The organism is Massilia sp. DWR3-1-1 (genome assembly GCF_049898325.1).
GTDB lineage: Bacteria > Pseudomonadota > Gammaproteobacteria > Burkholderiales > Burkholderiaceae_D > JAFCUW01.
Window position 1 is genome coordinate 1 of record NZ_JAFCXL010000008.1, and the last position, 23,980, is coordinate 23,980.

The following is a 23,980-nucleotide window of genomic DNA, read 5'->3' on the forward strand; positions in this document are numbered from 1 at the left end:
GATACAAGCGCCGAAACGAGGGGTCGGACCCGGCGCTCGCCTCGAACCCATCGCGGGGTGGGCTTGGATGGTGCGTGCTTACGCTAATGGGCTTTCACGGTAACGGTGAAAGCGCCAAAAAAAAATGGGGTCGGGCACCGTGTGCCTGACCCCATATTCGGTACTGCGCGCCCGAGTCTGTGCTCAGGCGTCCCGTTTAACGGCCGCGGCCGCCCGAGCGGTGCGGCGAAGCCGGACGGGCGCCGCCGGCGCCACCGCCGGTGGTGCCGCGTGGCTTGGCCGGACCACGGCCGCCGCCGACCTTGATGACCTGGCCGCCGCCACTGTTGGCGCCACCGCCGGCCGCACCGCCGCCGCCGCCGGAACGGGCGCCGCCGCCGCCGCCGGAGCGGGCACCGCCACCGCCGCCGCCGGAACGGCCACCGCCACCACCATTGCGGTGGCCTGGGTTGCCGCTACGCAGCTGGATCGCTTGCGGGCGCGCCGTCGGGTCCGGTTCAAAACCGGCGATGACTTCGCGGGGCAGGGTCTGCTTGATGAGCTTTTCGATGTCTTTCAACATGTCGTGCTCATCCACGCACACCAGCGACACGGCTTCGCCCGTGGCGCCGGCACGGCCGGTACGGCCGATACGGTGAACGTAATCTTCCGCAATGTTCGGCAGGTCGTAGTTGACCACGTGCGGCAACTGGTCGATGTCGATACCGCGCGCGGCGATGTCGGTGGCGACCAGCACCTGCAGGGCGCCGTCCTTGAATTCGGACAGGGCCTTGGTACGCGCCGACTGGCTCTTGTTGCCGTGGATCGCCATCGCGCCGATGCTGTCAGCGTTCAATTGCTCGACCAGTTTATTGGCGCCGTGCTTGGTGCGGGTAAATACCAGCACCTGCGTCCAGTTGTTCGTCTTGATCAGGTGCGCCAGCATCGGGTGCTTCTTGTCGCGGTCGACGGGGTGGATTTTTTGCGAAATCACTTCCACCGTCGAATTGCGGCGCGCCACTTCGATCATGGCCGGCTTGTTGAGCAGGCCATCGGCCAGCGCCTTGATCTCTTCCGAGAAGGTGGCCGAGAACAGCAGGTTCTGCCGTTTCGGTGGCAACACGGCCAGCACTTTCTTGATATCGCGGATAAAACCCATGTCGAGCATGCGGTCGGCTTCGTCGAGAATCAGGATTTCCACTTTCGACAGGTCGACCGTGCGTTGTTCCATGTGGTCGAGCAGGCGGCCCGGGGTGGCCACCAGGATGTCGACGCCGTGCTTCAACTGCTTGATTTGCGGGTTGATGCCCACGCCGCCGAAAATCACGGCCGAATTGAGCTGGGTGTACTTGCCATAGACGCGCACGCTTTCCTCGACCTGGGCCGCCAGTTCGCGGGTGGGGGTCAGGATCAGCGCGCGCACCGAGCGCGGCGAGGTTTTCGAGGTGAGCGTGACGCCCACTTTGTCGGTCGACAGGCGGTGCAGGATGGGCAAGGTAAAGCCGGCCGTCTTGCCGGTGCCGGTCTGGGCGCCGGCCAGCAAGTCACCGCCTGCCAGCACGGCCGGAATGGCCTGGGTCTGGATCGGGGTAGGCACGGTGTAGCCGTGTTCGGTGACTGCACGCACGATGGCGTCGGATAATCCGAGTTGGGAAAATGACATGATAACTTTATGGTATCGATCGGCCCATCGCCGCAAAGAAGGTATCTCGGGGCGCCAGTGGCAGGCAATCGGATTGGAAAACCAGGCGGCAGCACACTGGATCGGTGCCGCCTGGTGAAGTTCGGTGAGCAATGCCGGCAGGACTATGGCCTGCGCGGCGGGGCCGGCGGCGTGCCGGCCATCGTCATGCCCGTTCGTATTCTACGTCAGATCAGGCGAACGCTGCCAGCAGGGGTACCATCTGGCCGAATACCTTCGGGCTGGCGGCAATGATGTCGCCCTTGTGCAGGTAGGCCGATTCGCCGCTGAACTCGCCGCAAATGCCGCCCGCTTCCGTCACCAGCAGCGCACCGGCGGCGATGTCCCACGGCTTGAGACCTTTTTCATAGAAGCCGTCGAGGCGACCGGCGGCCACGTTGGCCAGGTCCAGCGCCGCCGAGCCGCCATTGCGGATGGCCTGGCATTTTTCGCCCACCACCGCGTACATGCGCAGGTATTCGTCGAGCGCGCGGGGGCCGGCGCCGTGGCCGGACGCGAGCAGGGTGTTGGTCAGGCGGTCGTGCTTGGTGACGCGGATGCGCTTGTCGTTGAGGAAGGCGCCGCCGCCCTTGCTGGCGGTGAACAAATCGTTGCGCACGGGGTCATAGATGACGGCCTGGGTGATGATGCCGCGATGTTGCAGCGCGATGGAGACGCAGTAATTGGCGTAGCCGTGCATGAAATTGGTGGTGCCGTCGATCGGATCGATGATCCAGACAAACTCGCTCTCGTCGTTCAAATTCTTCGACGCACCGGACTCTTCGGCCAGAATGGCGTGGTCGGGATACGCTTTCAGCAATGTTTCCACAATGCTTTGCTCGGCTGCCTGATCGATGTCGGTGACAAAATCGTTGTGTTGTTTTTCAGTAATCACGATTTGCGCGGTATCGAACGAGGCGCGGGTGATCACGGTGGCGGCGCGGCGGGCGGCCTTGATGGCCGTGTTGAGCATTGGGTGCATTGTGAAAGCTTTCAGTAGTTGACGTCGCCAACGCTAACGCCTGCTGCGCCTCGCGGTGCAGTGAACGATAATGTGAGCGAGAATGAATTAAAGAGCGGGGCGGCGGCGAAATCGTTATGATCGCGGCCTGCAAAGCCAAGACATCCCAATCCCGAACTGCGCGGTTGCGCTATTTTAAATGAACCTGCATGAACCTGCCTGAAAAAAACACGCCTGTTTTCAACCGCTTACGTTTCGTTCTCGTCGAAACTAGCCGCTCCGGCAACATTGGTGCGGTCGCCCGGGCCATGAAAACCATGGGCTTTAGCGACCTGGTGCTGGTCAATCCCCGCTTTGCCGACGCCCGCGAGGACCCGGAAGCGGTGGCCTTCGCCAGCGGCGCCCAGGATGTGCTCGACGGCGCCCGCATCGTGAGCGATATCGGCCAGGCCCTGGAAGGGTGCAATTTCGCCGCCGCCGTCTCGGCCCGCCTGCGCGAATTTTCGCCGCCCGTGTGGACCCCGCGCAGCTTTGCCGGCCACGTCCACGCGCACGGCGACCTGCGTGCGGCCATCGTGTTCGGCAACGAGCGCTTTGGCCTGCCCAACCAGATCGTCGAGCAGTGCAATGTGCTCATCAACATCCCCGCCAATCCCGCCTATTCCTCGCTCAACCTGGCGCAGGCGGCGCAGGTGCTGGCCTACGAAAGCCGCATGGCGGCCGAACCCGACGCGGCGCCGGCCGGGCCGGTGGGTTTTCACGGTGACGCCGCCAGCCTGGCGCAGATCGACGGCATGTACGCCCACCTCGAGCAGGCACTGGTGGCGATTGATTTTCTCGACGCCGACAATCCCAAGAAACTCATGCCCCGGCTCAAGCGCCTGTTCGCCCGCACCCAGCTGGAAACGGAGGAAGTCAATATCCTGCGCGGGATCGCCAACCACATCCTGAAGGCAGCGCGGCGCTGAGCCGACCTGCGCCGATCGCATAAATAGAGGGTCCGCTCTAGTCCTTCCTCGCCCGCTCGCCCGCGCCGCGGCCTTGACGTACACTGGCCGCCACCGACGGAGACGCCCATGGCAGTATCGCGCAGGACTTTTCTCACCACCGGCGGCCTGGCCGCGCTGGCGCTGGCCGTCTGCGGCGGCGCCTACCGCTACCACCAGCGGGCGCCGGCGCCGTTCGTGGCGGGCGCGTCCGCCCGCGCCATCCTCGACGCCATCATTCCCGCCATGCTGGCCGGCGCCCTGACCGAGCGCGCGCAAATCGCCCCCACCCGGGCGCGCGTGCTGCAGGCCATCGCCGGCCTGCCCTTGTCGGCCCAGCAGGAAATCGACGGCCTGTTCACCTTGCTGGCGCTGGGCCCCGTGCGGCGCCTGCTGGCCGGCGTGCCAGCGGACTGGGACGCGGCCAGCCCCGCCCAGGTGGCCGCCTTCCTGCAAAGCTGGCGCCTGCACCGTTTCGCCGATCTGCAGGTCGCCTACGCCGCCTTGCACGACCTGATCCTGGGTGCCTGGTATGCCGATCCGTCGAGCTGGGCGGCGATCGGCTACCCGGGCCCGCTGGCGGCGCTGAGCCAATGAGCCCCATCGACGACCCCATCGCCGACGGCCTGGCGCGCGGCTGGCGCGTGATCGACGGCAGCAGCCTGGCCGCTGCGCGCCGCTTTGACGCCGACGTCGTCATCATCGGCAGCGGCGCCGGCGGCGGCGTCAGCGCCGAGATCCTCACCCGCGCCGGCCTGTCCGTGCTGATCGTCGAGGAGGGCGCCCTGAAGTCCTCGCGCCACTTCAAGATGCGCGAGGCCGATGCCTATCCCCAGCTGTACCAGGAATCGGCGGCGCGCAAGACGGCCGACAAGGCCATCAATATTTTGCAGGGACGCACGGTCGGCGGCTCCACCACCGTCAACTGGACGTCCAGCTTTCGCACGCCGCCCGCCACGCTGGCCGTGTGGCGCCAGCGCTTCGGCCTGGCCGACTATTCGCCCGAGGCGCTGGCGCCCTGGTTCGCGCAGATGGAAGAGCGGCTGGGCATCGCCCCCTGGCTGACGCCGCCCAACGAAAACAACGACCTGCTCGCGCGCGGCGCACGCGTGCTGGGCATTCCCACCGCCTCGATCAAGCGCAATGTGCGCGGCTGCTGGAACCTGGGCTACTGCGGCATGGGCTGCCCCACCAACGCCAAGCAGTCGATGCTGGTGACGACGATCCCCGCCGCCCTCGACGGCGGCGCCAGCCTGCTCACGCGGGTGCGCGCCGAGCGGCTGGTGTTCAAGGGCGGCGCGGTCGATCATGTGCTGTGCAGCGCCCTGCACGCGGACGGCCTGGCGCCGTCGGGCGTGACGGTGACGATCCGCGCCCGCCATTACGTGCTCGCCGGCGGCGCCATCAACGGCCCCGCGCTGCTGCTGCGCTCGGAGGCGCCCGATCCCCATCAACTGCTGGGCCGGCGCACCTTCCTGCACCCGACCGTGATCTCGGCGGCGCTGTTCGAGCAGCGCGTCGACGCCTACGCGGGCGCCCCGCAAACGATTTATTCCGACCATTTTCTGCAAGCCGACCCCGTCACCGGGCCGATCGGCTACAAGCTCGAAGCGCCGCCCCTGCACCCGGTGCTGATGGCCACCACCTTCGCCGGCTTTGGCGCCGATCACGCCGCCGCCGCCCGCCAGTTCCCCCACCAGCAAGCCTTGCTGGCGCTATTGCGCGATGGCTTTCACGACGATTCGCCGGGCGGCACCGTGCGCCTGCAGAAAGACGGCGCGGCGCTGCTCGACTACCGCCTCACCGGCTACATGTGGGACGGCGTGCGGCGTGCCTACCTGACGATGGCCGAGATCCAGTTCGCCGCCGGCGCCCGCCAGGTCAAGCCGATCCACGAAAACGCCGCCCTGTACACCAGCTGGGCGGCGGCGAAAAGCGCCATCGGCACGCTCGACTACCAGCCCCACCTGGCCCGGGTGGTGTCGGCGCACGTGATGGGCGGCTGCGCGATGGCGGGCGACGCCCGCCTGGGCCTGGTGACGCCGGACGGGCGCTACCGCCAGGTGGCCAACCTGTCGGTGCACGACGGCTCGCTGTTCCCCACCGCGGTGGGCGCCAATCCGCAGTTGTCCATTTACGCCGTCGCGGCGCGGCTGGCGAGCGCGCTGGCGCGCGACCTGGCGGCATGAACAGCGTGCGTCGCATGCTGGGGCTGTTGCTGGCGGCGCAGCTGGTGGCGCTGCTGGCAGTGGCCGCGCTGTTGCAGGTGTACCGGGGCTGGGGCTGGCCGCTGGCACTGCTGGCCGGCGCCGGCGCGCTGCTGCTGGTGCGCGCGCTCATCTGCACCAACAATTTTGTGCTCAGCGCCAGCGCGGCCAGTCCCACCCCTGCCGCCTTGCGCCCCGGCCTGGCCGGCTGGGTGCGCCTGTGGGGCGAGGAGTTCGCCGCCAGCATGCTGCAATCGTGCTGGTATGGCCCATGCGGCGCGCCGCGCCAGGCGCTCTACTACAACCATGCCACGCCGGTGCTGCTGTTGCACGGCTACGGCTGCAACAGCGGCTACTGGCGCCAGCTCGCGCGCCGCCTCGACGCTGCGCGCGTCAGCCACGCCAGCGTCGACCTGGCGCCCGTCACCGGCGCCATCGACGACTACGTGCCGCAGGTCGAGCGCGCCGTCGCCGCCCTGTGCGCCGCGACCGGCGCCGCCCGTGTCGCCATCGTCGCTCACAGCATGGGCGGGCTGGTGGCGCGCGCCTGGTTGCGCCGCCACGGCAGCGGCCGGCTCGCGCGGCTGATCACGCTGGGCTCGCCCCATCACGGCACGGTGCTGGCCCAGTTCGGCGTCGGCGCCAACGCCGCGCAGATGCGCCGTTCGCGCGCCGGCCAGGCCAGCGCCTGGCTGCGCGACCTGGACGCCGGGGAAACGCCGGCCACGCGCGCCCTGATCACCTCGATCTACACCTGCCAGGACAATATCGTCGCGCCGCAGGACTCAAGTTGCCTGGACGGCGCCCGCCAGATCGCCGTCGGCGGTGTCGGCCACGTGGCGCTGGGCCGCAACGAGCGCGTGCTGGCGCTGGTGCTGGCCGAGCTGGCGGCGCTGGAACACGGCGCGCCGCCGTCGGCGTGGACAGGAGCGCCGGCTTGCGGGTAAGCTGGCGCCCTGAAGTCGCATTCTTTTTTCTTGTTTCGCTAAGTTCGGACGATTCCCGTGGGCGCTCGCATCCTCATCATTGAAGACAATCCCACCAACATGGAGTTGATGGCCTACCTGCTGACGGCGTTCGGCCACACGCCCCTGTGCGCCTTCGACGGCGACGTCGGCGTGCAAATGGCGCGCGAACACCAGCCGGCGCTGATCCTGTGCGACGTGCACCTGCCCAAGCTCGACGGCTACGGCGTCGTCGCCGCCCTCAAGGCCGATCCGGCGCTGGCCGCCATTCCCGTGCTGGCGGTGACGGCGCTGGCGATGGTGGGCGACCGCGAGCGCTTGCTGGGCGCCGGTTTCAATGGCTATGTCGCCAAGCCCATCGAGCCGGAACAGTTCGTCGGCGAGCTCGAGTCGTTCCTGGCGGCGGCCACGCCCCGCCTGGCGGCGCAAAAGACCCTGCTCATCGTCGACGACGACCCCTTCATGCGCGCACTGCTGTGCGATATTTTTGCGCCGCAATCGTATCGCCTCGCCACCGCCGGCAGCGCCGCCGAGGCCATCGAACGGCTCGGCCGCGGCGACGTGCAGGTCATCGTCTGCGACCAGTGCATGCCGCTGGCGACGGGCACCGCCTTGTTCGAAACGGCGCGCCAGCTGGCGCCGTCCTGCTACCGCATCATGCTCACCGCGATGGCGTCCACCGATGCCGTGCGCCTGGCCGAGCAGCGCGGCGACATCGACCGCACGATCGCCAAGCCCTTCGACGGCGCCGCGCTGCTGGCGGCGGTGGCGGACGGCTTTCGCATAGAGGCGGTGCGACAGCAGGCGGCGGGAAGATAAAGCGGCGAACCATCTGCGCCAGCCGCCCCGCGGCTGGCGCCATCCCCATTATTACAGGAGCCGACATGGCCAAGAAACTCACCGATACCGTCAACGACCACGACCAGCAACTGGCGCAGGCGGTACGCACGTCCGCGCAGCAGATCTGGCAAGCCGGCCTGGGCGCTTTTTTCAAGGCGCAGGAAGAAGAACAGGCCGCTGGCGGCAAGGCTGCCGGCGACGGGGGCGAACAGGCCTTTCAGCGGCTGGTCGAGGAGGGCAGCGTGCTGCAGCAACGGGTGCGCGCCACTGCCGACGCCGATCAGCCGGCCGCCCGGCACGACGCTGAAGGCGACGCCGACGCCGACGCCGGCACGGGCGCGCGCTCGTGGGACAAGCTCGAGCAGGTGTTCGAAGACCGCGTGGTGCGCGCGCTGGGCGCCATCGGCGTGCCCAGCAAGCGCGATGTCGACGGTTTGCGCCAGCTGATCGCCCGCCTCGCCGAGCAGGTAGCGCGCCTGCAGGCGCAGCTTGACGGCGCTGGCGCCGGCAAGGACGGCTGATCGGGGCCCTTCTGCGGGGCGCGCGCTCGCCCCGGCCGTAGCCATGGTGTATGCTTGAGGCAGAATCAACCCACGCCTCCCGCCATGCTCCAGAAAGCTCCACGCAGAACCCGCGAACGCATCCTTGAATTGTCGCTGCGGCTGTTCAACGAGTTTGGCGAACCGAACATCACCACCACCGTCATCGCCGACGAGATGAATATCTCGCCGGGCAATCTGTACTACCATTTTCGTAACAAGGACGATATCGTCAATTCGATCTTCGTCCAGTTCGAGGCCGAGATCGAGCGCATCCTGACGGTGCCCGATTCGCGCCGCTCGAACCTGGAAGACGTCTGGCTGTATCTGCACCTGATGTTCGAGCTGATCTGGCGTTACCGGTTTTTCTACCGCGACCTCAACGATCTGCTCTCGCGCAACCGCAAGCTCGAACTGCACTTCAAGGCCATCCTCGCGCACAAGATCAAGGTGGCGCGCCAACTGTGCCTCGACTTGCGCAGTGAGCATTCGATCGAGGCGGGCGACGCCCAGATCGACGCCATGGCCACCAATATGGTGGTGGTGGCGACCTACTGGCTGTCCTACGAATACGTGCGCAACCCGCGCAACTACACCGAACAGAAAGCCATGTCGGACGCGCTCGCGCGCGGCTGCTACCAGGTGCTGTCGATGCTCGGCCCGTACCTGCGGGGCGACACCAAGCTGCTGTTCGAGAAGCTGTCGCAGGAATACCTCAAGAAAATCGAACCAGGAGCTGCGCGATGAACTGGATGCCGTTCCCCTATCCGGCCGACGCCTATGTCTTCGACGCCGCCGGCCTGCGCGTCAACTGGGACCGCCTGCATGCGGGCGATGTCGAAGCGTTTCCCACCAGGGGCGCGCTGGTCGATGCCTGGATCGCCTTTCACGCCGGCGACTACTACCGCGCCATGAAGCTGGGCCTGGCCCAGGGCGTGTGCGGCTACGCGGTCGCGCACAAGGCCACCTGCATCTACGCCAGCGAGCTCGAGACCGACGCCGACCAGCGCCTGGCGCTGTTCGATGTCGTCGCCGAACGCTGCGAGCGGCACCAGCGCGAACAGCCCGACAATCCGGCCGGCTGGTACTGGCAGGCGTACGCGCTGGGCCGCACCGCCCAGGCCATCTCGATCGTCAAGGCGCTCGCCAAGGGCCTCGCGCCCAAGGTGCGGCACGGCTTCAAGCACGCCATCGCACTGGCGCCCGCGCACGCCGACGCCAGGGTGGGGCTGGGCGTGTACCAGTCCGAAATCGTCGGCGCCGCCGGCCCGCTCGTTGCCAGCATGACCTACGGCGCCCGCAAGCACGATTGCCACGCGACGTTCCGCACCGCCATCGAACTCAATCCGTTCGCGCCTGGCGCCTACATGGAATATGCCAACGCCATGCTGCGTTTCGATGGCAAAAAATGTCTCGACGAGGCGCGCGCGCTGTACCGCCAGGCCGCCTCGCTCGAACCAGCCGACGCCAGCGAACGGCTGGCCGTGGAGCGCGCCAGACATCACCTTGAGGTCATATGAAAGCCATTGCCGTCTATTGTGGCGCCGCCCCTGGCGCCAATCCCGTCTACGCCAGCGCCGCCCGCGCGCTCGCGGGCGTGCTGGTGTCGCATAACATCGGCCTGGTCTACGGCGGCGGCAACGTCGGCCTGATGGGCGTGATCGCCGACGAAGCGCTGCGGCTGGGTGGTGAAGTGAGCGGGGTGATTCCGCGCGCCCTGCTCGAGCGCGAAGTGGGCCACAGCGGCCTGACGCGCCAGTTCGTGGTCAAGGACATGCATGAGCGTAAAGCCATGATGGCCGAGCTGTCGGACGGCTTTATCGCCATGCCGGGCGGCATGGGCACGCTGGAGGAACTGTTCGAAATGCTCACCTGGGCGCAACTGGGGATCCATGCGAAACCGGTCGGGCTGCTCAATGTGAACGGCTTTTACGACCGCTTGATCGATTTTGTCGCCCACCAGCAGGCCGAGGGCTTCGTCCGCCCCGCGCATGCGGCCCTGATGATGGCCGAGACAGCGCCCGAGGCGCTGGTGGCGGCCTTGCAGGCGGCAGCCTTGCAGGCAGCAGCCTTGCAGGCGGCGGGGGCGCCGACGAGCGTGGTGCAGCTGGCAGCGGCGCAGCAAGCCACGCGCTAGCCCGCCAGGCCGTCAGGCCGCGGCCGCCACCGCCGACCCGACGCGCTCCGGCACGATGCGGTTGCGTCCCGACGACTTGGCCACGTACATGGCCCGGTCCGCCCGCGAAATGGTGTCGGTGAACGGTTCGCCGGGGCAGCGCTCGACGACGCCGGCCGAGAAGGTGATGGTGAGCGCCCGATCGAGTTCGTCGATGCGCATGGCGCCCACCTTGTCGGCGATGCGCCCGACGACGGCCGCCGCTGTGCTCAGTTCGGTATCGGGCAGCATCAGCAGGAATTCCTCGCCGCCCCAGCGCGCCAGCACATCGTCGGCGCGCAGTTCGGCGCGGGCGGCGGCGGCGAACGCGCGCAGCACGGCGTCGCCGCCCGCGTGGCCATAGCGGTCGTTGATGTTCTTGAAAAAGTCCAGGTCGAGCAGGGCGATGCAGGTGCGATTGACCGGCGTGCCCTTGCGCTGCTCCTGCGCGGCCAGCACGTCGTTCATGTGGCGGCGGTTGGCCAGCGCCGTCAGCTCATCGATCGTCGCCAGCGTGCGGATGGTGGCGACGGCGACCAGCAGCTCTTCCTTCTGGCGCTTCAGGCGCACTCGCAGCTTGTGCATTTCGCCCGTCAGCAGCGACACCGCCAGCAGCGACGCCACCGTCAGGCCGAAGTGCACCGCCTCGATGCGGCCGGGATAGCGGTCAGGGTGGGCGGCGGCCATCCACAGCATCGTCACCGCCAGTTCGACGCTGGCGACCAGGCACAGCGTCAGGGTGGCGCGGGTGCGCAGCGAGAAGGTGGAGAACACCATGATCACCAGCAGCACCATCAGCGAGGCGCCGCGCACGGGGCCCAGCAGGGCGTAGGCGCCGACGTTGCAGGTGAGCGCCAGCAGCGACTGCAGCACCGCCAGCTGGGCCGGGCGGAGCGACAGGGCGTCGCTGGCGCGGATCAGCAGGTAGCAGCCGAAGATGCTGGTCATGCCGAAGCGGATCAGCGGCGTGCCGGCCGTGGCATCGACGATGCCGCCGTCGATCAGGCCGAACATGAGCAGCATGGCCAGGCTGTAGAGCAGCCAGGTGGCGGCCCAGTAGCGCAGCATGCGCTGCATGCGCGGCTCGCTGCCGATGAACACGGTGATCCATCTAGGCCGTGGCGACATGGTCCCGCTCCTGGTCGGCCTGCCGTTCCGGCGCCGCTGCCTGCTGCGCCTGGGCGCGCAGCAGCTCGGCGATTTTTTCCGCCTTGACGGGCGGGCTGAACAGGTAGCCCTGCATTTCGTCGCAGTCGTTCTCGCGCAGGAAGCGCAACTGCTGCTCCGTCTCGACCCCTTCGGCGATGACCCGCAGGTTGAGCTTGTGGCCCAGCGAGATGACGGCCATGGCAATGGCCTGGTCGTCGAGGTTGTCGGCCAGGTCGCTCACGAAGCTCTTGTCGATCTTCAGGGTGCGGATGGGGAAGGACTTGAGCGCCGACAGGCTCGAATAACCGGTGCCGAAGTCGTCGATCGACAGCGCCACTCCCATCGCTTCGAGCTCGCGCATCTTGCCCACCGACTGCGCCAGGTCGCGCATGATCAACCCTTCCGTCACTTCCAGTTCGAGCGAGGCGGCATCGAGGCCCGTGTCGCGCAGCGCCAGCGCGACGCGCTCGACCAGGCGCGTTTCCTCGAACTGGCGGGGCGAGACGTTGACCGACACCGACAGCGGCGCCAGGCCGGCGGCGCGCCAGGCCATGTTCTGGCTGCAGGCGGTGCGCATGACCCAGTCGCCGATGGCGACGATCAGGCCCGATTCTTCAGCCAGGCCGATAAAGCGCAGCGGCGAGATCATGCCGTGCTCGGGGTGGTGCCAGCGGATCAGCGCTTCGACGCCGAAAATGCGGCCGCTGCGCAGGTCCACCTTCGGCTGGTACAGCAGGCTCAGTTGGTTCAGCGGCAGCGCCGTGCGCAAGCCGTCGAGCAGCACCAGTTTTTCTTCCACGCTGGCGTTCATCTCGCGCGCGTAGAACTGGAAGTTGTTGTTGCCCAGTTCCTTGGCGCGGTACATGGCGGCATCGGCGTTCATCATCAGCGTGGTGGGATCGACGCCGTCGCGCGGGTACATCACCACGCCCATGCTGCAGCTGACCTGCACCTGCTGGCCTTCAACCTGCACCGGCTCGCGCACCGCCTGGCGAATTTTTTCCAGCAGCGGCGTGATGGCCATGGGATTGTCGCCCAGCTCGGACAGGATGATGACGAACTCGTCGCCGCCGAAGCGACCCAGGGTGTCATTGGCGCGCAAGCACCCTTGCATGCGCGCGCCCACCACCTTGAGCAGTTCGTCGCCGGCGTTGTGACCGAGACCGTCGTTGACCAGCTTGAAGCCATCGAGGTCGATGAACGCCACCGCCACGCAGTTGCGCTTGCGCTGGGCCTGCAGGATGGCCTGATCGAGGCGGTCGCCGATCAGGCTGCGGTTGGGCAGGCCGGTGAGGGCGTCATGGTGGGCCATGTGGGCGATGCGCTCCTCGGCCCGTTTGCGCTCGGTGATGTCGCGCACGATGGCGACCACGCCCCCTTCGACCGCCACCACCTGGCGGTGCATCCAGGTGTTGCGGGTGCGCTCGGTGCCGCCGCGCCATTCCGCCTCGCGCATCCCGCCCAGCAGCGCCGCCTTGACCATGTCGTCGAAAATGCCGTCATCGCGGTACGACGGCATCAGGCGCAGCAGGTAGCCCCCTTCGAGCACCTGGCGGCGCAGGCCGGTGAGCCGCTCGGCGCGCTCGTTGGTCGCGTCGATGACGAAATCGATGATGGCGCCGTTGGCATCGAACACGCTGCGCATGACGAAGAAGGCGTCGAGACTGGCCTCGGCGGCGGCGGCAAAGGTTTCCTGGGCACGGCGGATGCGGCGCTGGGTGCGGCTCAGTTGCCACGACCAGACGCACACCAGCGTGACGATCAGCACCAGCAGCACGCTGGCGCCGGCGGCGGCCCACAGCCAGGCGCGGCGCTGGCGCTCGACGGCGACGAACTGTTCATTGCGGTCGAGCGCCACCACGGCGCTCAGGGGGAAACCGTTGAGCCGGCGCACGGCCAGGTAGCGCTGATGGCCGTCCCAGGCGCTGGCGGTGGCTGCGCGCAGGCGCCCGAACGCCATCAGTTGCGCGCCGGCCTGCTGGCCCCAACTGATCCTGTCGCCCGTGCGCATGGCGCGAAACACGCCGTCGTCGCCGAACACGCCGAGCATGCCGTGTTCCCCTTGGCGCGAGCGCTCGTAGCCGCTGGTGAAGTAGGTGGGATCGGCTTCGATGATGGCAACCCCGGCGAAGTGGCCATCGGCGTCATCGATGCGCCGGGTGAAGTGCAGGTGGGGCTCCCCATTGGCGCTGTCGCGCAGCATCTGGCTGACGTACGGCAGGTCGTTGGGATTGCCCCGGTGGTAGGTGAAATAGGTCTCGCCGGCCACGTCGATATGGGGCGCCGGCGGGTTGCTGGCGACGATGCGACCGTCCTGGTCGGCGATGCTGACGACGAACACCAGCCCGGATGGCAACAGGCCATTCGCGGCCAGGCTGCGCAAGGCGCCGCTGGCGCCCTTGGTCTGGACGGCGTAGCGCAGCATTTTCAGGTTCTGGTCGATGCCGTTCAAATTGCGCGCCAGTTGCGCCTCGTAGGTGTCGCCCATCTCGTGCACCGACTCGAGGGCGGCGCTGTTGGCGACCTCGCGCTCGCTGGCGATGAAACGGAAGGTCAGGATCCAGATCGCGCACAGCAGCAGCAGCGCGAACAGCGGCAGGGAAATATGGGTTTCCAGGCCACGCCGCAGGTAGCGCGCCAGGACGGCGCGCCTGCCGGGGCCGCCTTTCAGGCGTTCGATGGCGGTGGCGGTGGAAAGCATGGGTGACGTCGATTCGAAGGGGTTGAACATGGCGAAGCTGGCATCACTTCCTGGCGCCGCCACGGGCACGCGCCGGCGCCGGGCACGGTCGGCTGGTACCGCCGCTCATCTCCTGAGGGTTGATATGGCACAGTTACTGTAAACAAAGCCCCGTCGCTTGTCGATAAATTTACGCTGGGCAATAGTTTTTGCGCGTTGTTTTGTGCATTAATGCAACATTTTAGTGCGGGGAACGACGGCGATGGCGCAGGCGGCGTGCCGCCGTCCCGCGCGGGCGAGGCAAGGCGCGCCCGTCAGGTCCAGAGCGGCGTTGTCGAGCTGTCGAGGTGGGTCAGCACCAGGCGCAGGTCGAATTCGTACTGGTGGTAGTGCGGTTCCATATAGCAGCACAGCTTGTAAAACGCCTTGTCGTGCGCTTTTTCCTTCACGTGCGCCAGTTCGTGCACGGTGATCATGCGCAGCAATTCCAGCGGCACTTGCTTGAACACGGTGGCGATGCGGATTTCCCGCTTGGCCTTGAGTTTGCTGCCCTGGACCCGCGAGATCGCCGTGTGCAAGCCCAATGCATGCTGGATGACCTGGATCTTGTTGTCGTAGGCGACTTTGTTGATGGGGTCGGCGTTGCGCAGGAATTCGCTGCGCAAGTCCTGGACGTAGTCGAACAGGGCGCGGTCGGTGCGAATGTCATGGGCGCGCGGATAGCGTTGGCGCAGCACGGTGGCCAGTTGGTCCTGGTCGATCAGTTGCGCCACCTGGGCGCGGGTCTGCTCGGAGTAGGCGCCCAGGTACTTGAGCGAGGCGGCGTGGGCCGAGGCGGTGTTCAGGGGAGGGGGAGTGGCTGCCATGGAGGCGGCAATGTAGCACATCGTGGGCACTGGCGCTGGCGGCGACCCGTCTGGGGCGCACCCGGGGGGCAGTCCCACTGTGGGCGCCCTCCGTGGGGCGCCCACAGTGGGGCCGCCCACCCAGGCCGTGCGTGCGCGCTGCGCTCACTCTTCTTTGCTCCCCTGGCGATTGCCCTTGTTGGCCGAAGCGGCTGCCGCGCGACTGGCCGATTGCCGGCTTTCGCCCCCTTTGCGGCCGATTTCGGCCATGTGATTGCGGTCGCGGCTGACCGCTTCGCCGCCTTTCTGGCCGGCCCGGCGCGCTTCTTCTGAATCGAACTCGTGGGCGGTGCCTTTCTGGTGCGCGGCCTGGCCGCCCTTGCTGGCGATTTCGCGCTGCTGGTTCTGGTCCATGGCGGCGAAGCCCCGCTTGGCCGGGGTGCCGGTTTTTTGGGCGCTGGCGCCCGTCGTCGCGCTCTTGCGCGTGCCGCCTTCCTTGCTTGTGGCCATGTCAATCTCCTTGTGTGGACTAAGTTGAAGAACCGGTTGCGTCAATCGCGACCGGGTACGCATGAAAGCGCTCTTGAATTTAGAGAGAGATCGACAACATAAGTTCCGTGATTGGCCGGCGATTGCTGAATTTGGTGGCGTTTTTTTGCCCCATTGCGTGCCTGTTGGGACAGGCACTCAGTCGGGCAAGGCGGCGGCGGCATTGCGCACGGTCGGCATATAGGATTCGGCAATGGCGGCCAGTTCGGCCTGGGCGCCGCCCAGCAGGTCGAGCACCCGCTCCTGCCAGGCATGCAGGCGTTGGGCGCCGGGCTGGACCTGTTTGGCCAGGATCACGCCCACCTGCAGGGGATCGGCGCACTGGAGCAGTGCGTGCGCCGTGTGGTAGACCGCCTCCGTTTGCAGGCGGGCAAGGCGCCAGGAGACGGCGTTGATTTCGCGCCATGCCTCGAGCGCGCGCACGCCGGCATCGCTGGTGAAGTCGGCGCGGGCGCGCAGGTAAGCCTGGAAAGCCGGGGAGTCGCTAATTTCCATGGGGGGCCTCGAAGTGGAAGGGACCCCGTTCAGACCGCGCGCGGCGCCACGAGTTCCCCCCCGCCATCAGCGCATCACGGCTGGATCAAGCTTCGGCCACCTGCAGCACCAGTTTGCCGAAATTTTTGCCTTCAAACAGCATCAGCAGCGCGTCGGGGAAGTTGTCGAAGCCCTTGACCACGTCCTCGCGGCTCTTGAAGCTGCCTTCCTGCATCCACTTGGCCAGCGCGGCGACCCCGTCCTTGTAGCGGGGTGCGTAGTCGAACACCACGATGCCTTCCATGCGCGCGCGGTTGACCAGCAGCGACAGGTAATTGGCCGGTCCCTTCACCGGGGTGGTGTTGTTGTACTGGGAAATGGCGCCGCAAATGACGATGCGGGCTTTCATGTTGATGCGGGTCAGAACGGTGTCGAGGATATCGCCGCCCACGTTGTCGAAATAAACGTCGACGCCATTCGGGCAGTGCTGTTTCAAGCCCTCGCGCACGTCGCCGTTCTTGTAGTCGATGCAGGCATCGAAGCCCAGCTCATTGACGACGAAATCGCATTTGTCCTTGCCGCCCGCAATCCCCACCACGCGGCAACCGAGGTGCCTGGCCACCTGGCCGACGGTCTGGCCCACCGCGCCGGCCGCGCCCGACACCACCACCGTTTCGCCCGCCTTGGGCTGGCCCACGTCGAGCAAGCCGAAATACGCCGTCATGCCCGGCATGCCCAGCGTATTGAGCCAGGTGGTCAGGGGCGCCACGCGCGGGTCGATCCGGTAGAAATTGGCGGTCTTGTCATCGGCCGCGCCGACCCAGTAGGTCTGCACGCCGATGCCGCCCGACACATGGTCGCCGACGGCGAATTTGGGCGACTTCGACGCCACCACCACGCCGACCCCGCCGGCGCGCATGACTTCACCGATGGCCACCGGGCGGATGTACGATTTGCCCTCGTTCATCCAGCCGCGCATGGCCGGGTCGAGCGACAGGTACAAGGTCTTGACGACGATCTCGCCGTCGGCGATGGCGCGCACGGGCTCGTTGACGGCATTCCAGTCGCTGGGCTTGGGCAGGCCGACCGGGCGGGCGGCAAGGCGAAACTGGTCGTTCTGCAGGAGGGTGGTCATGGCGCTTCCTTGGAGGTCAGTGGAGGAACCCGACTATACCGTAAAATGCACGGTCGTACTATTTTTTAAGGGCGCCGGCGCGAACGCGCATGCGACAATGGCACAAGGCCAAAACAAGCACCACAGCGGCTGCCGGCCGCCGCCTTCAGCGCATTTTCATTTCACTTTTTATTGATCGATTCAATGGCACTCAAAGCAACCATCTACAAGGCCGAACTGCAAATCGCCGACATGGACCGCAATTATTATCAGCAGCACCTGCTGACCCTGGCGCGTCACCCCTCGGAAACCGAGGAACGGGTGATGATCCGCGTACTCGCCTTTGCCATCCACGCCAGCGAGTCGCTGGTATTTACCAAGGGCCTGTTCGACACGGACGAACCGGACCTGTGGCAGAAGGACCTGACCGGCGCCATCGATCTGTGGATCGAAGTGGGCCAGCCCGACGAGAAGCGCCTGATGAAGGCCTGCGGGCGGGCCGACAAGGTGGTGGTGTACAGCTACGCCGCGACCAGCCACATCTGGTACAAGCAGATCGCCAACAAGCTCGAACGGGCCAAGAACTTGAGCGTGATTAACATTCCCGCCGAGGCCAGCGCGCAGCTGGAGAAAATGGCCAATCGGAACATGCAGCTGCAATGCACGATCCAGGACGGCCAGATCTGGCTGACCAACAGCGTCGATACCGTGCTCATCGAGCGCGAGGCATTCAAGGCCGAGCGCTAAGCGACTGCGCTAGACTGTGGGGCCCGCGCCCGACTGCCCTCGTTCACTTTCACTTTCAGGATTTGCCATGCACAAAACACTCTTCGCCCTGGCCGCCGCCGCCATCGTATGCGGCAGCGCCTGTGCCCAGACCGTCGTCAGCGATGCCTGGGTGCGCGCGACGGTGGCCGCCCAGACCACGGGCGGCGCCTACCTGAGCCTGCGTTCGCCCGACGCCGCCCGCGTCGTCAAGGGCGCGTCGCCGCTGGCCGACAGCGTTGAAATCCACACGATGCAAATGAACGGCACCGTCATGTCGATGCGCGAAGTGGCCGCCATCGCGCTGCCGGCCGGGCAGCCGGTGAGCAATTTTCACTTGATGCTCATCGGTCTCAAGCGCCCCCTGAAAGAGGGCGAGCGGGTGCCGCTGACGCTGGTGGTCGAACGCCAGGGCGGCAAGCGCGAAACGGTGCAGGTCGAGGTGGCGGTCAAGCCGCTCACCTACCAGGCCACGCCCCGTCACTGACGGTCGCAAAGGTCACAAAGGTCACAAAGGTCGCAAAGGTCGCAACGGGCGCCGTTTTAGCGGCGCGGGCCCTGCCGGGTGGCCGAGCCGGAGCCCATCACCGAGCGGTTCACGGTCGGATCGCCATAATAATTGACGTCGCCGGAGCCGACGATGGCGACGTCGAGGCGGTCGCGCACGACGACGGTGGCGTCGCCCGAGCCGGCGATGTTCACGCTGGCCGAGAGTGCCTGCAGGCGGCCCAGGTCGGCGTTGCCGGAACCGGCGATCGACAAGGTAAGCCGGCCGGCGCGCCCCTCCGCCACCTGCAGTTCGCCGCTGCCGCCCAGGTCGATCGTGAGCGCGTCCGTATCGATGTTCCTGACCTTGATGGTGCCCGAGCCGCCCAGGTGCACGGCAAGATTGGCGCCCTTGAGCACGGCGGCGTCGATGCTGCCCGAGCCGCCCAGCGCCAGCTGGTCCACGGTGCGCGCCTGCACCACCAGTTTCAGGTGGCGGCTGTTCAAGCCGAGATTGCGCTTGCTGCTGCGGATTTTCAGGGTGCCGTTTTCCACCACCGTCTCGATCAGCGGCAGCAGATTGTCATCGGTCTCGATGGTGACGGACTCAGTATTGCCGAGGCGAATTTCAACGCTGCCCGGCAGTGACATCGACACGCCGTGGAAGGCGGCGAGGCTGCGCGTGTCTGTCTTGATACGGCCCGTGCCCGCGACGTCGTTGCTGTTCCAGGGGCGGGCCAGGGCGGGCGCGGTCGGCACGCTGACGGCGATGACGCCAAGGGCGATGAGCATGGCAAAGCGGCGACGGGGGGCGGGGCGGAGGGGCATGGTCGATTCCTGTGGTGGGTCGGTCGTGGTGGGGAGCAACAATCAAACCAGTGTACAAAACGACAGCACGGCGTGGCCACCGTTTGCGACAGGGCGCAGCCTGCGTGGTCCAGGATGCATTTTTCCCGGCCGGACGGCGGCACCGGTTATCATGGCGGCTTTGGCGCCGCCGCCCTGGACCGGCGCCCGTCTGACTGGATCCGTATGCTATTTATCACCATCAAGCAGGGCAAGGAAAAAGCCATCCTCGCCGGCGACCCCCTGATTTACGCCTCCGCCATCGACAAGGTCGAAGGCAAACCCAATGAAAAGATGAAGCCGGGCTCGACCGCCGTGGTGCAGTCGTCGTCAAAGCAGTTCATCGCCCGCGCCGCCTACAATTCGCGCTCGCAGATCCGCGCCCGCGTGTGGACCTTCGACGAGGCCGAGCCGGTCGACCATGCCCTGATCAAGGGCCGCGTGCAAGCGGCCCTCAAGCGCACCGAGGCGGCAGCCGCCAAGGCCCGGCCGGACCTGCTGGTGCGCCGCGTCGATGGCGAGCGCGACCGCTTGTCGGGCCTGATTGTCGAAGCGTTCGGGGCCGGCGTCGACGGCTTTCTGATTTGCCAGTTCCAGTCCGGTGGCGTGGAAGCGTGGAAGGTCGCCATCGTCCAGGCACTGATGGCCGGCACCGGCTGCAAGAACGTCTATGAGCGCTGCGACGACCTGCTGCGCAAGGGCGAAGGGCTGCCGCTCGTGGCCGGCGCCCTGGCCGGCGAGGAGCCGCCCGACGACGTCACCGTCACCGACGGCGGGGTAAAATTTTCGCTGGACCTGAAAACCGGTCACCGCAACCGGTTCAGGTAGTCGGGCCAGGGCGTGGCCGCCGTGCTGCGCGGCCATAAAAACAACACCAGCGCGCCGACCAGGACGGCCAGGACGATCAATAAACGGTGCGAATGTTTCATGATGCGCTCCTTTCGGGGGGCCGGCTGGCAGTCCATGGTGCCCCCAGACCGCCTGCGTGCCAGGCGCCCTCGGCCAGATAATATTTCGCTAATGCAATTGCCGTCACTGGTCTTATAATTGTCGCTTGCCGATCCCCTTGTTTCAAGCGAGCGCCGCCGATGGAAAATCACCAGTCTTCCCAGATTCGCACCCTGTCGTACGTGGAAAATGAAGACCATCCCGTGTTCGGCACGCTGGTCGAGCAAATTTTGCATCTGCTCAATTCCCGCCTGATTTTCTCCGACGTCATCATCCACCAGAACAGCCCGCTGATGCTGCGCCAGCCCAAGGGCCTGGTGGCGGTGACGGATTCGCCCATCACCCGCGAAGAGCTGGAAGAGTTTTTCGAGGTGATCGAGCCGAACTGGAGCGAGCGGATCGCCGAGCGCGCCTTTGACCGCTCGATCGACCTGCACACGGCGCGCATCCGCGCCAACTGTTTCACGTTTCAGGGCAAAAAACGGCTGGGCTGCGTGATCCGCCGGTTTCCCAAGGAACCGCTGGCGCTGGCGGGGCTGGGTCTGCACGCCGACGAGCAGGCCTTCGCCAAACTGGGCAGCGGGCTGGTGCTGATCATCGGCGACACCTGCCAGGGCAAGTCGACCACGATCGCCTCGATGATCGACGACATCAACAAGCACCGTTCGGGTCACATCATCACCATCGAGGACCCCGTCGAGACCTTGATACCCCAGCGTAAATGCATCATCACCCAGCGCGAAGTGGGCATCGACGGCGACGTCGACAGTTACTACCTGGGCGCGCTTGACGCGCTGCGCGAGCGCCCCGACGTGATCGTCATCGGTGAAATCCGCGACGCCCAGACCGCCCAGGAAGCGCTCGCCCTGGCCGAATCGGGGCCGCTGGTGCTGGCCTCGCTGCACGCGCGTTCGACCGAGATGGGCCTGCAAAAAATGATCCGCCTGCTGGGCAACTCCAGCGCCCAGTCGCAGGCGCTGGCACACGCCCTGCGCGGCGTGCTGTGCCAGGCCTTGCTGCCGTCGAGCCAGGGCAACCGCTACCACCTGGCCACCGAGTGCCTCACCACCGGGCCGGCCTTGATGCCGCTGCTGGAAGCGGGCGACATCGCCGGCATCCGCGCGCGCATGAACAGCGGCAAGGATAACGGCTGCCACACCATGAATGCCTCGCTCGAAGCCTTGCTGTCGGCGCACAAGATCAGCATCGACGACGCCCGCAACGCCAGCACCGACCGCATCGGCTTCGCCGAGATGGTCTGAGCGTCGCCAAGTACCAGCTTGATCAGTCGACCGGGGCGCCGCGGTAGCGGTTGACTTCGCGCGCCGACACGGGCGCCGCCTGGTTACCCCAGCTGGCGCGCAGATAGCTGAGCACGGCGGCCACTTCGGCATCGTCGAGCACGTGGCTGAACGGCGGCATGCCGTAGGGACGCGGGTTGCCCGCCGTGCCCGGGGGGAAGCCGCCATTGAGCACGATGCGGATGGGGTTGACGGTCATGTCCATCGTCAGCGCGCGATTGCCGGCCAGCGGCGGATAGGCGGGCGCCAGCCCCTCGCCGTTGGCGCCGTGGCAATCGATGCAATGGCGCCCATACACTTGCCGGCCCTGTTCGATGAACTGTGCCAGCTGCGCCGTTTTTTCCGGTTTTTCCCGTTTTTCCAGGATTGCCGTTTGCGTCGCCGGCAGTGCCTTCAGATACACTGCCATCGCCGCCAGGTCGGTCTCGTCGAGATGCTGCAGGCTGTGCGCGACCACGTCGGCCATCGGTCCGACGACGCTGGCGCGCGGCGAGGTACCCGTTTGAAGCAGCGCGGCGATCTCCGGCACCGACCAGGTGCCCAGCCCCGCCTCGGCGTTTGCCGTCAGCGACGGCGCGTACCAGCCAACCACCGGCATCAAGGCGCCACCCATCGCGGCGTCGCTGGCGCCGGCGGCGTTGCGCCCCGCATGGCAGGCGGCGCAGTGGCCGAGCCCCTCGACCAGGTAGGCGCCGCGGTTCCACTGGGTGCTCGCCGCCGCCGTTGGCGCGAACACGGCGGGCCTGAAATACAGTAGCCGCCAGGCCGCCAGCGCCGCCTGGGTGTTGTAGGGAAAGCGCAGCTGCGGCGCCGCGCTGGGCTGGCGCTGCGCCGGCACCGTGCGCAGCCAGGCGTACAGGGCGTCGGCGTCGGGCCGGCTCACCTTGGTGTAACTGGGGTAGGGAAAGGCCGGGTAGAGCAGGCGGCCATCGCGCGAGATGCCATTGTGCAGGGCGCGCCAGAAATCGTCGGCGCTCCACTTGCCGGTGCCGGTGTCCGGGTCGGGCGTGATGTTGGGCGCGGCGATGGCGCCGAACGGGGTGTGCACGGTGCGGCCACCGGCGTACGGCGCACCGCCCCGTGCCGTGTGGCAGCTCATGCAGTTGCCGGCGCGCGCCAGGTAGGCGCCGCGGGCCAGGTTGGCCGCGGTGGCGGCGTAGGCGGCCGGCGAGGCGGACGGCACCGCTTGTTCGCGCGGCCAGGCCCACAGCGCCCAGCCGGCCAGCACCAGGCTGGCGGCGGCCAGGACGGCGATGGCGCGCCTGCCAGCGCGCCTCATGGCAGCGATTCCGGCAGCGCGCTGCCGCAGGCGAGCGGCAGCGGCAGGGCGATGGCAGCGGCCGGCGTCATGTCGGCCGGCAAAGGACGGCGGGCGATCCAGCCGGACACAGCGGCGACGTCGGCCGGGCTCAGGCGGTTGGCGATGAGGCCCATGCAGTCGGGGGCGTTGGCGCGGCGCGTGCGATTGCGCCAGTTGCCGAACTGGGCGTTGATGTAGTCGCGCGGGAGCCCGGCCAGGCCGGCGATGGCCGGCTTGACCCCCGTCAGGCGCTCGCCGTGGCAGGCGATACAGGCGGGAACTTGCAGGGCCTTGTCGCCCTCGAGCACGAGCACGCGGCCCCGCTCCAGCGCCGCCGGGTCCATCGCGATGCGCTGCAAGGGCGGCGCCGGCAAGTGCAGGCCCGCGTAGTAGTCGGCAATCTCTTTTAGGTAGGCATCGGGCAAGTGCTCGATCATGTACGTCATCAGGGGATACTGGCGGCGGCCCTCGCGAAAATTGATCAGCTGCTTGTACAGATAGCCGGCCGGCTTGCCGGCAATGCGGGGGAAGAACGGGTCGGGGGCGCTGGTGCTGGCGTGGCAGGAGGTGCAGGCCAGCAACCGTTGCGCGAGGCTGTCGGGCAGCACGGCAGGGCGCTCGGCGGCCACGGCGCAGTGCAGCCAGGCGCAGGCCAGCGCCATGGCGCCGCGGCGTGCCAGCGCTGCGGACGGGAACAGGCAGGACAGATCACGCATGCGTTCGTTCTCCAGAAATGCAGGGTGGCGCCAGCATAGCGCGTTTGATAAGATTGGCGAAATTGTCCGCGTCTCACCGAGGAACCGCCATGAACGACACCGACCGCCAGCACCTGATCGAACGTTATATTGCCGCTTACAATAGTTTCGATATCGACGGCATGGCCGCCGTTCTGCGTCCCGACGTGCGCTTCGACAACTACGCCGACGACGTCAAATCGCACGAAACGGCCGGCATCGCCGCCTTTCGCACGCTGGCGCAATCGTCGGCCGCCCTGTTTTCGCGGCGCCGCCAGACCATCATGGCGCTCGAATTCGATCCGGACAAGGTCATCGCCACGATCGCCTTCGCCGGCACCGTGGCGCACGACATCCCTGGCGGCCCGGCCGCCGGCGCCGAAGTGGCGATGGCGGGCAGTTCCACGTTTACGTTCGACGAACAGGCGATTGCGACGATTGTCGACCGCTCTTGAGGGGTGCCGCGGCGACCGTGG

At 67.0% G+C, this 23,980-nt stretch carries 26 protein-coding genes; 14 read left to right on the forward strand and 12 right to left on the reverse strand.

Annotated elements, in window-relative coordinates; genetic code table 11:
* Nucleotides 1–196: 196 nt before the first annotated feature.
* Entirely contained in the window at nt 197–1,642 is a 1,446-nt protein-coding gene (locus ACP7EY_RS09975) for a DEAD/DEAH box helicase (protein WP_426193004.1), read from the reverse strand.
* Between the two features lie 211 nt (nt 1,643–1,853).
* Nucleotides 1,854–2,633 carry an inositol monophosphatase family protein gene (locus ACP7EY_RS09980; RefSeq protein WP_426193415.1) on the reverse strand — a complete coding sequence of 260 codons (780 nt, stop codon included), beginning with the start codon at nt 2,631–2,633 and terminating at the stop codon, nt 1,854–1,856.
* 197 nt (nt 2,634–2,830) lie between these two features.
* Here ACP7EY_RS09980 and ACP7EY_RS09985 point away from each other — a divergent pair, with 197 nt between their 5' ends.
* The 9 genes from ACP7EY_RS09985 to ACP7EY_RS10025 all read left to right on the forward strand — a co-directional run bounded on the left by ACP7EY_RS09985 (nt 2,831) and on the right by ACP7EY_RS10025 (nt 10,295).
* Entirely contained in the window at nt 2,831–3,589 is a 759-nt protein-coding gene (locus ACP7EY_RS09985; protein WP_426193006.1) for an RNA methyltransferase, read from the forward strand.
* A 108-nt stretch (nt 3,590–3,697) separates the two neighbouring features.
* Entirely contained in the window at nt 3,698–4,204 is a 507-nt protein-coding gene (locus ACP7EY_RS09990; RefSeq protein ID WP_426193008.1) for a hypothetical protein, read from the forward strand.
* Entirely contained in the window at nt 4,201–5,796 is a 1,596-nt protein-coding gene (locus ACP7EY_RS09995) for a GMC family oxidoreductase N-terminal domain-containing protein (RefSeq protein ID WP_426193010.1), read from the forward strand. Before ACP7EY_RS09990 ends, ACP7EY_RS09995 begins: the two co-directional genes overlap by 4 nt.
* The gene (locus ACP7EY_RS10000) at nt 5,793–6,761 is read left to right on the forward strand and encodes a lipase family alpha/beta hydrolase (protein ID WP_426193012.1); all 969 of its coding nucleotides are present in this window, start codon (nt 5,793–5,795) and stop codon (nt 6,759–6,761) included. Before ACP7EY_RS09995 ends, ACP7EY_RS10000 begins: the two co-directional genes overlap by 4 nt.
* 57 nt (nt 6,762–6,818) lie before the next feature.
* Nucleotides 6,819–7,598 carry a response regulator gene (locus ACP7EY_RS10005; protein ID WP_426193014.1) on the forward strand — a complete coding sequence of 260 codons (780 nt, stop codon included), beginning with the start codon at nt 6,819–6,821 and terminating at the stop codon, nt 7,596–7,598.
* A gap of 65 nt (nt 7,599–7,663) precedes the next feature.
* Complete coding sequence (locus ACP7EY_RS10010) at nt 7,664–8,140, forward strand: phasin family protein (RefSeq protein WP_426193016.1); 477 nt, start codon at nt 7,664–7,666, stop codon at nt 8,138–8,140.
* Nucleotides 8,141–8,224: 84 nt separating this feature from the next.
* Nucleotides 8,225–8,905: a TetR/AcrR family transcriptional regulator gene (locus ACP7EY_RS10015; RefSeq protein ID WP_426193018.1), complete on the forward strand. Its 681-nt coding sequence runs from the start codon at nt 8,225–8,227 to the stop codon at nt 8,903–8,905.
* Nucleotides 8,902–9,678 carry a hypothetical protein gene (locus tag ACP7EY_RS10020; RefSeq protein WP_426193020.1) on the forward strand — a complete coding sequence of 259 codons (777 nt, stop codon included), beginning with the start codon at nt 8,902–8,904 and terminating at the stop codon, nt 9,676–9,678. The genes ACP7EY_RS10015 and ACP7EY_RS10020 overlap by 4 nt, the downstream gene beginning before the upstream one ends.
* A complete protein-coding gene (locus ACP7EY_RS10025; protein ID WP_426193022.1) occupies nt 9,675–10,295 on the forward strand; it encodes a TIGR00730 family Rossman fold protein in 621 nt (206 codons plus the stop codon). Before ACP7EY_RS10020 ends, ACP7EY_RS10025 begins: the two co-directional genes overlap by 4 nt.
* A 12-nt stretch (nt 10,296–10,307) precedes the next feature.
* Here the strand turns inward: ACP7EY_RS10025 and ACP7EY_RS10030 are convergent, their stop codons facing one another.
* From ACP7EY_RS10030 to ACP7EY_RS10055, 6 genes are all read right to left on the reverse strand, one after another.
* Nucleotides 10,308–11,441 carry a diguanylate cyclase gene (locus tag ACP7EY_RS10030; RefSeq protein WP_426193024.1) on the reverse strand — a complete coding sequence of 378 codons (1,134 nt, stop codon included), beginning with the start codon at nt 11,439–11,441 and terminating at the stop codon, nt 10,308–10,310.
* Complete coding sequence (locus ACP7EY_RS10035) at nt 11,425–14,163, reverse strand: bifunctional diguanylate cyclase/phosphodiesterase (RefSeq protein WP_426193027.1); 2,739 nt, start codon at nt 14,161–14,163, stop codon at nt 11,425–11,427. The genes ACP7EY_RS10030 and ACP7EY_RS10035 overlap by 17 nt, the downstream gene beginning before the upstream one ends.
* A 293-nt stretch (nt 14,164–14,456) precedes the next feature.
* Nucleotides 14,457–15,008 carry a YgjP-like metallopeptidase domain-containing protein gene (locus ACP7EY_RS10040; RefSeq protein ID WP_426193029.1) on the reverse strand — a complete coding sequence of 184 codons (552 nt, stop codon included), beginning with the start codon at nt 15,006–15,008 and terminating at the stop codon, nt 14,457–14,459.
* Nucleotides 15,009–15,152: 144 nt separating this feature from the next.
* Nucleotides 15,153–15,497, reverse strand: a complete 345-nt coding sequence (locus tag ACP7EY_RS10045; RefSeq protein ID WP_426193031.1) for a KGG domain-containing protein — start codon at nt 15,495–15,497, stop codon at nt 15,153–15,155.
* Nucleotides 15,498–15,674: 177 nt separating this feature from the next.
* Complete coding sequence (locus ACP7EY_RS10050; RefSeq protein ID WP_426193033.1) at nt 15,675–16,031, reverse strand: hypothetical protein; 357 nt, start codon at nt 16,029–16,031, stop codon at nt 15,675–15,677.
* An 85-nt stretch (nt 16,032–16,116) separates the two neighbouring features.
* Nucleotides 16,117–17,145 (reverse strand): NADP-dependent oxidoreductase, encoded by a 1,029-nt coding sequence (locus ACP7EY_RS10055; protein WP_426193035.1) that lies wholly within the window; start codon nt 17,143–17,145, stop codon nt 16,117–16,119.
* Between the two features lie 183 nt (nt 17,146–17,328).
* Between ACP7EY_RS10055 and ACP7EY_RS10060 the strand changes: the two genes are divergently transcribed.
* Nucleotides 17,329–17,871 (forward strand): YaeQ family protein, encoded by a 543-nt coding sequence (locus ACP7EY_RS10060; protein WP_426193037.1) that lies wholly within the window; start codon nt 17,329–17,331, stop codon nt 17,869–17,871.
* A 67-nt stretch (nt 17,872–17,938) separates the two neighbouring features.
* Nucleotides 17,939–18,376, forward strand: coding sequence for a copper chaperone PCu(A)C (locus tag ACP7EY_RS10065; RefSeq protein ID WP_426193039.1), 438 nt, complete (start codon nt 17,939–17,941; stop codon nt 18,374–18,376).
* A 56-nt stretch (nt 18,377–18,432) separates the two neighbouring features.
* Here ACP7EY_RS10065 and ACP7EY_RS10070 read toward each other — a convergent pair whose 3' ends face one another.
* On the reverse strand, nt 18,433–19,203 hold the full coding sequence (locus ACP7EY_RS10070; RefSeq protein ID WP_426193041.1) for a head GIN domain-containing protein: 771 nt from the start codon (nt 19,201–19,203) through the stop codon (nt 18,433–18,435).
* Nucleotides 19,204–19,407: 204 nt separating this feature from the next.
* Here ACP7EY_RS10070 and ACP7EY_RS10075 point away from each other — a divergent pair, with 204 nt between their 5' ends.
* The gene (locus ACP7EY_RS10075; protein ID WP_426193043.1) at nt 19,408–20,049 is read left to right on the forward strand and encodes an SAM-dependent methyltransferase; all 642 of its coding nucleotides are present in this window, start codon (nt 19,408–19,410) and stop codon (nt 20,047–20,049) included.
* Here ACP7EY_RS10075 and ACP7EY_RS10080 read toward each other — a convergent pair.
* Nucleotides 20,028–20,150 carry a hypothetical protein gene (locus tag ACP7EY_RS10080; protein ID WP_426193045.1) on the reverse strand — a complete coding sequence of 41 codons (123 nt, stop codon included), beginning with the start codon at nt 20,148–20,150 and terminating at the stop codon, nt 20,028–20,030. The two genes, ACP7EY_RS10075 and ACP7EY_RS10080, sit on opposite strands and share 22 nt — an antisense overlap.
* 159 nt (nt 20,151–20,309) lie before the next feature.
* Between ACP7EY_RS10080 and ACP7EY_RS10085 the strand changes: the two genes are divergently transcribed.
* The gene (locus ACP7EY_RS10085; protein WP_426193047.1) at nt 20,310–21,431 is read left to right on the forward strand and encodes a type IV pilus twitching motility protein PilT; all 1,122 of its coding nucleotides are present in this window, start codon (nt 20,310–20,312) and stop codon (nt 21,429–21,431) included.
* A 22-nt stretch (nt 21,432–21,453) separates the two neighbouring features.
* Here the strand turns inward: ACP7EY_RS10085 and ACP7EY_RS10090 are convergent, their stop codons facing one another.
* A complete protein-coding gene (locus ACP7EY_RS10090) occupies nt 21,454–22,749 on the reverse strand; it encodes a c-type cytochrome (RefSeq protein WP_426193049.1) in 1,296 nt (431 codons plus the stop codon).
* On the reverse strand, nt 22,746–23,486 hold the full coding sequence (locus ACP7EY_RS10095) for a c-type cytochrome (RefSeq protein WP_426193051.1): 741 nt from the start codon (nt 23,484–23,486) through the stop codon (nt 22,746–22,748). The genes ACP7EY_RS10090 and ACP7EY_RS10095 overlap by 4 nt, the downstream gene beginning before the upstream one ends.
* An 89-nt stretch (nt 23,487–23,575) precedes the next feature.
* On the opposite strand from ACP7EY_RS10095, the gene ACP7EY_RS10100 reads away from it, so the two are divergent.
* On the forward strand, nt 23,576–23,959 hold the full coding sequence (locus ACP7EY_RS10100; RefSeq protein WP_426193053.1) for a nuclear transport factor 2 family protein: 384 nt from the start codon (nt 23,576–23,578) through the stop codon (nt 23,957–23,959).
* The last annotated feature ends 21 nt before the right edge of the window (nt 23,960–23,980 follow it).

Bases quoted from the DNA above. Each gene is read 5' to 3' on its own strand.
- ACP7EY_RS10025 (WP_426193022.1), top strand. From the start codon at position 9,675: ATGAAAGCCATTGCCGTCTATTGTGGCGCCGCCCCTGGCGCCAATCCC.
- ACP7EY_RS10055 (WP_426193035.1), bottom strand. From the start codon at position 17,145: ATGACCACCCTCCTGCAGAACGACCAGTTTCGCCTTGCCGCCCGCCCG.
- ACP7EY_RS10065 (WP_426193039.1), top strand. From the start codon at position 17,939: ATGCACAAAACACTCTTCGCCCTGGCCGCCGCCGCCATCGTATGCGGC.
- ACP7EY_RS10085 (WP_426193047.1), top strand. From the start codon at position 20,310: ATGGAAAATCACCAGTCTTCCCAGATTCGCACCCTGTCGTACGTGGAA.
- ACP7EY_RS10000 (WP_426193012.1), top strand. From the start codon at position 5,793: ATGAACAGCGTGCGTCGCATGCTGGGGCTGTTGCTGGCGGCGCAGCTG.
- ACP7EY_RS09975 (WP_426193004.1), bottom strand. From the start codon at position 1,642: ATGTCATTTTCCCAACTCGGATTATCCGACGCCATCGTGCGTGCAGTC.
- ACP7EY_RS10060 (WP_426193037.1), top strand. From the start codon at position 17,329: ATGGCACTCAAAGCAACCATCTACAAGGCCGAACTGCAAATCGCCGAC.
- ACP7EY_RS09980 (WP_426193415.1), bottom strand. From the start codon at position 2,633: ATGCTCAACACGGCCATCAAGGCCGCCCGCCGCGCCGCCACCGTGATC.
- ACP7EY_RS09990 (WP_426193008.1), top strand. From the start codon at position 3,698: ATGGCAGTATCGCGCAGGACTTTTCTCACCACCGGCGGCCTGGCCGCG.
- ACP7EY_RS10030 (WP_426193024.1), bottom strand. From the start codon at position 11,441: ATGTCGCCACGGCCTAGATGGATCACCGTGTTCATCGGCAGCGAGCCG.
- ACP7EY_RS10050 (WP_426193033.1), bottom strand. From the start codon at position 16,031: ATGGAAATTAGCGACTCCCCGGCTTTCCAGGCTTACCTGCGCGCCCGC.
- ACP7EY_RS10020 (WP_426193020.1), top strand. From the start codon at position 8,902: ATGAACTGGATGCCGTTCCCCTATCCGGCCGACGCCTATGTCTTCGAC.
- ACP7EY_RS10070 (WP_426193041.1), bottom strand. From the start codon at position 19,203: ATGCCCCTCCGCCCCGCCCCCCGTCGCCGCTTTGCCATGCTCATCGCC.
- ACP7EY_RS10045 (WP_426193031.1), bottom strand. From the start codon at position 15,497: ATGGCCACAAGCAAGGAAGGCGGCACGCGCAAGAGCGCGACGACGGGC.
- ACP7EY_RS10015 (WP_426193018.1), top strand. From the start codon at position 8,225: ATGCTCCAGAAAGCTCCACGCAGAACCCGCGAACGCATCCTTGAATTG.
- ACP7EY_RS10040 (WP_426193029.1), bottom strand. From the start codon at position 15,008: ATGGCAGCCACTCCCCCTCCCCTGAACACCGCCTCGGCCCACGCCGCC.
- ACP7EY_RS10035 (WP_426193027.1), bottom strand. From the start codon at position 14,163: ATGCTTTCCACCGCCACCGCCATCGAACGCCTGAAAGGCGGCCCCGGC.
- ACP7EY_RS10100 (WP_426193053.1), top strand. From the start codon at position 23,576: ATGAACGACACCGACCGCCAGCACCTGATCGAACGTTATATTGCCGCT.
- ACP7EY_RS10090 (WP_426193049.1), bottom strand. From the start codon at position 22,749: ATGAGGCGCGCTGGCAGGCGCGCCATCGCCGTCCTGGCCGCCGCCAGC.
- ACP7EY_RS10095 (WP_426193051.1), bottom strand. From the start codon at position 23,486: ATGCGTGATCTGTCCTGCCTGTTCCCGTCCGCAGCGCTGGCACGCCGC.
- ACP7EY_RS10075 (WP_426193043.1), top strand. From the start codon at position 19,408: ATGCTATTTATCACCATCAAGCAGGGCAAGGAAAAAGCCATCCTCGCC.
- ACP7EY_RS09985 (WP_426193006.1), top strand. From the start codon at position 2,831: ATGAACCTGCCTGAAAAAAACACGCCTGTTTTCAACCGCTTACGTTTC.
- ACP7EY_RS10080 (WP_426193045.1), bottom strand. From the start codon at position 20,150: ATGAAACATTCGCACCGTTTATTGATCGTCCTGGCCGTCCTGGTCGGC.
- ACP7EY_RS09995 (WP_426193010.1), top strand. From the start codon at position 4,201: ATGAGCCCCATCGACGACCCCATCGCCGACGGCCTGGCGCGCGGCTGG.
- ACP7EY_RS10010 (WP_426193016.1), top strand. From the start codon at position 7,664: ATGGCCAAGAAACTCACCGATACCGTCAACGACCACGACCAGCAACTG.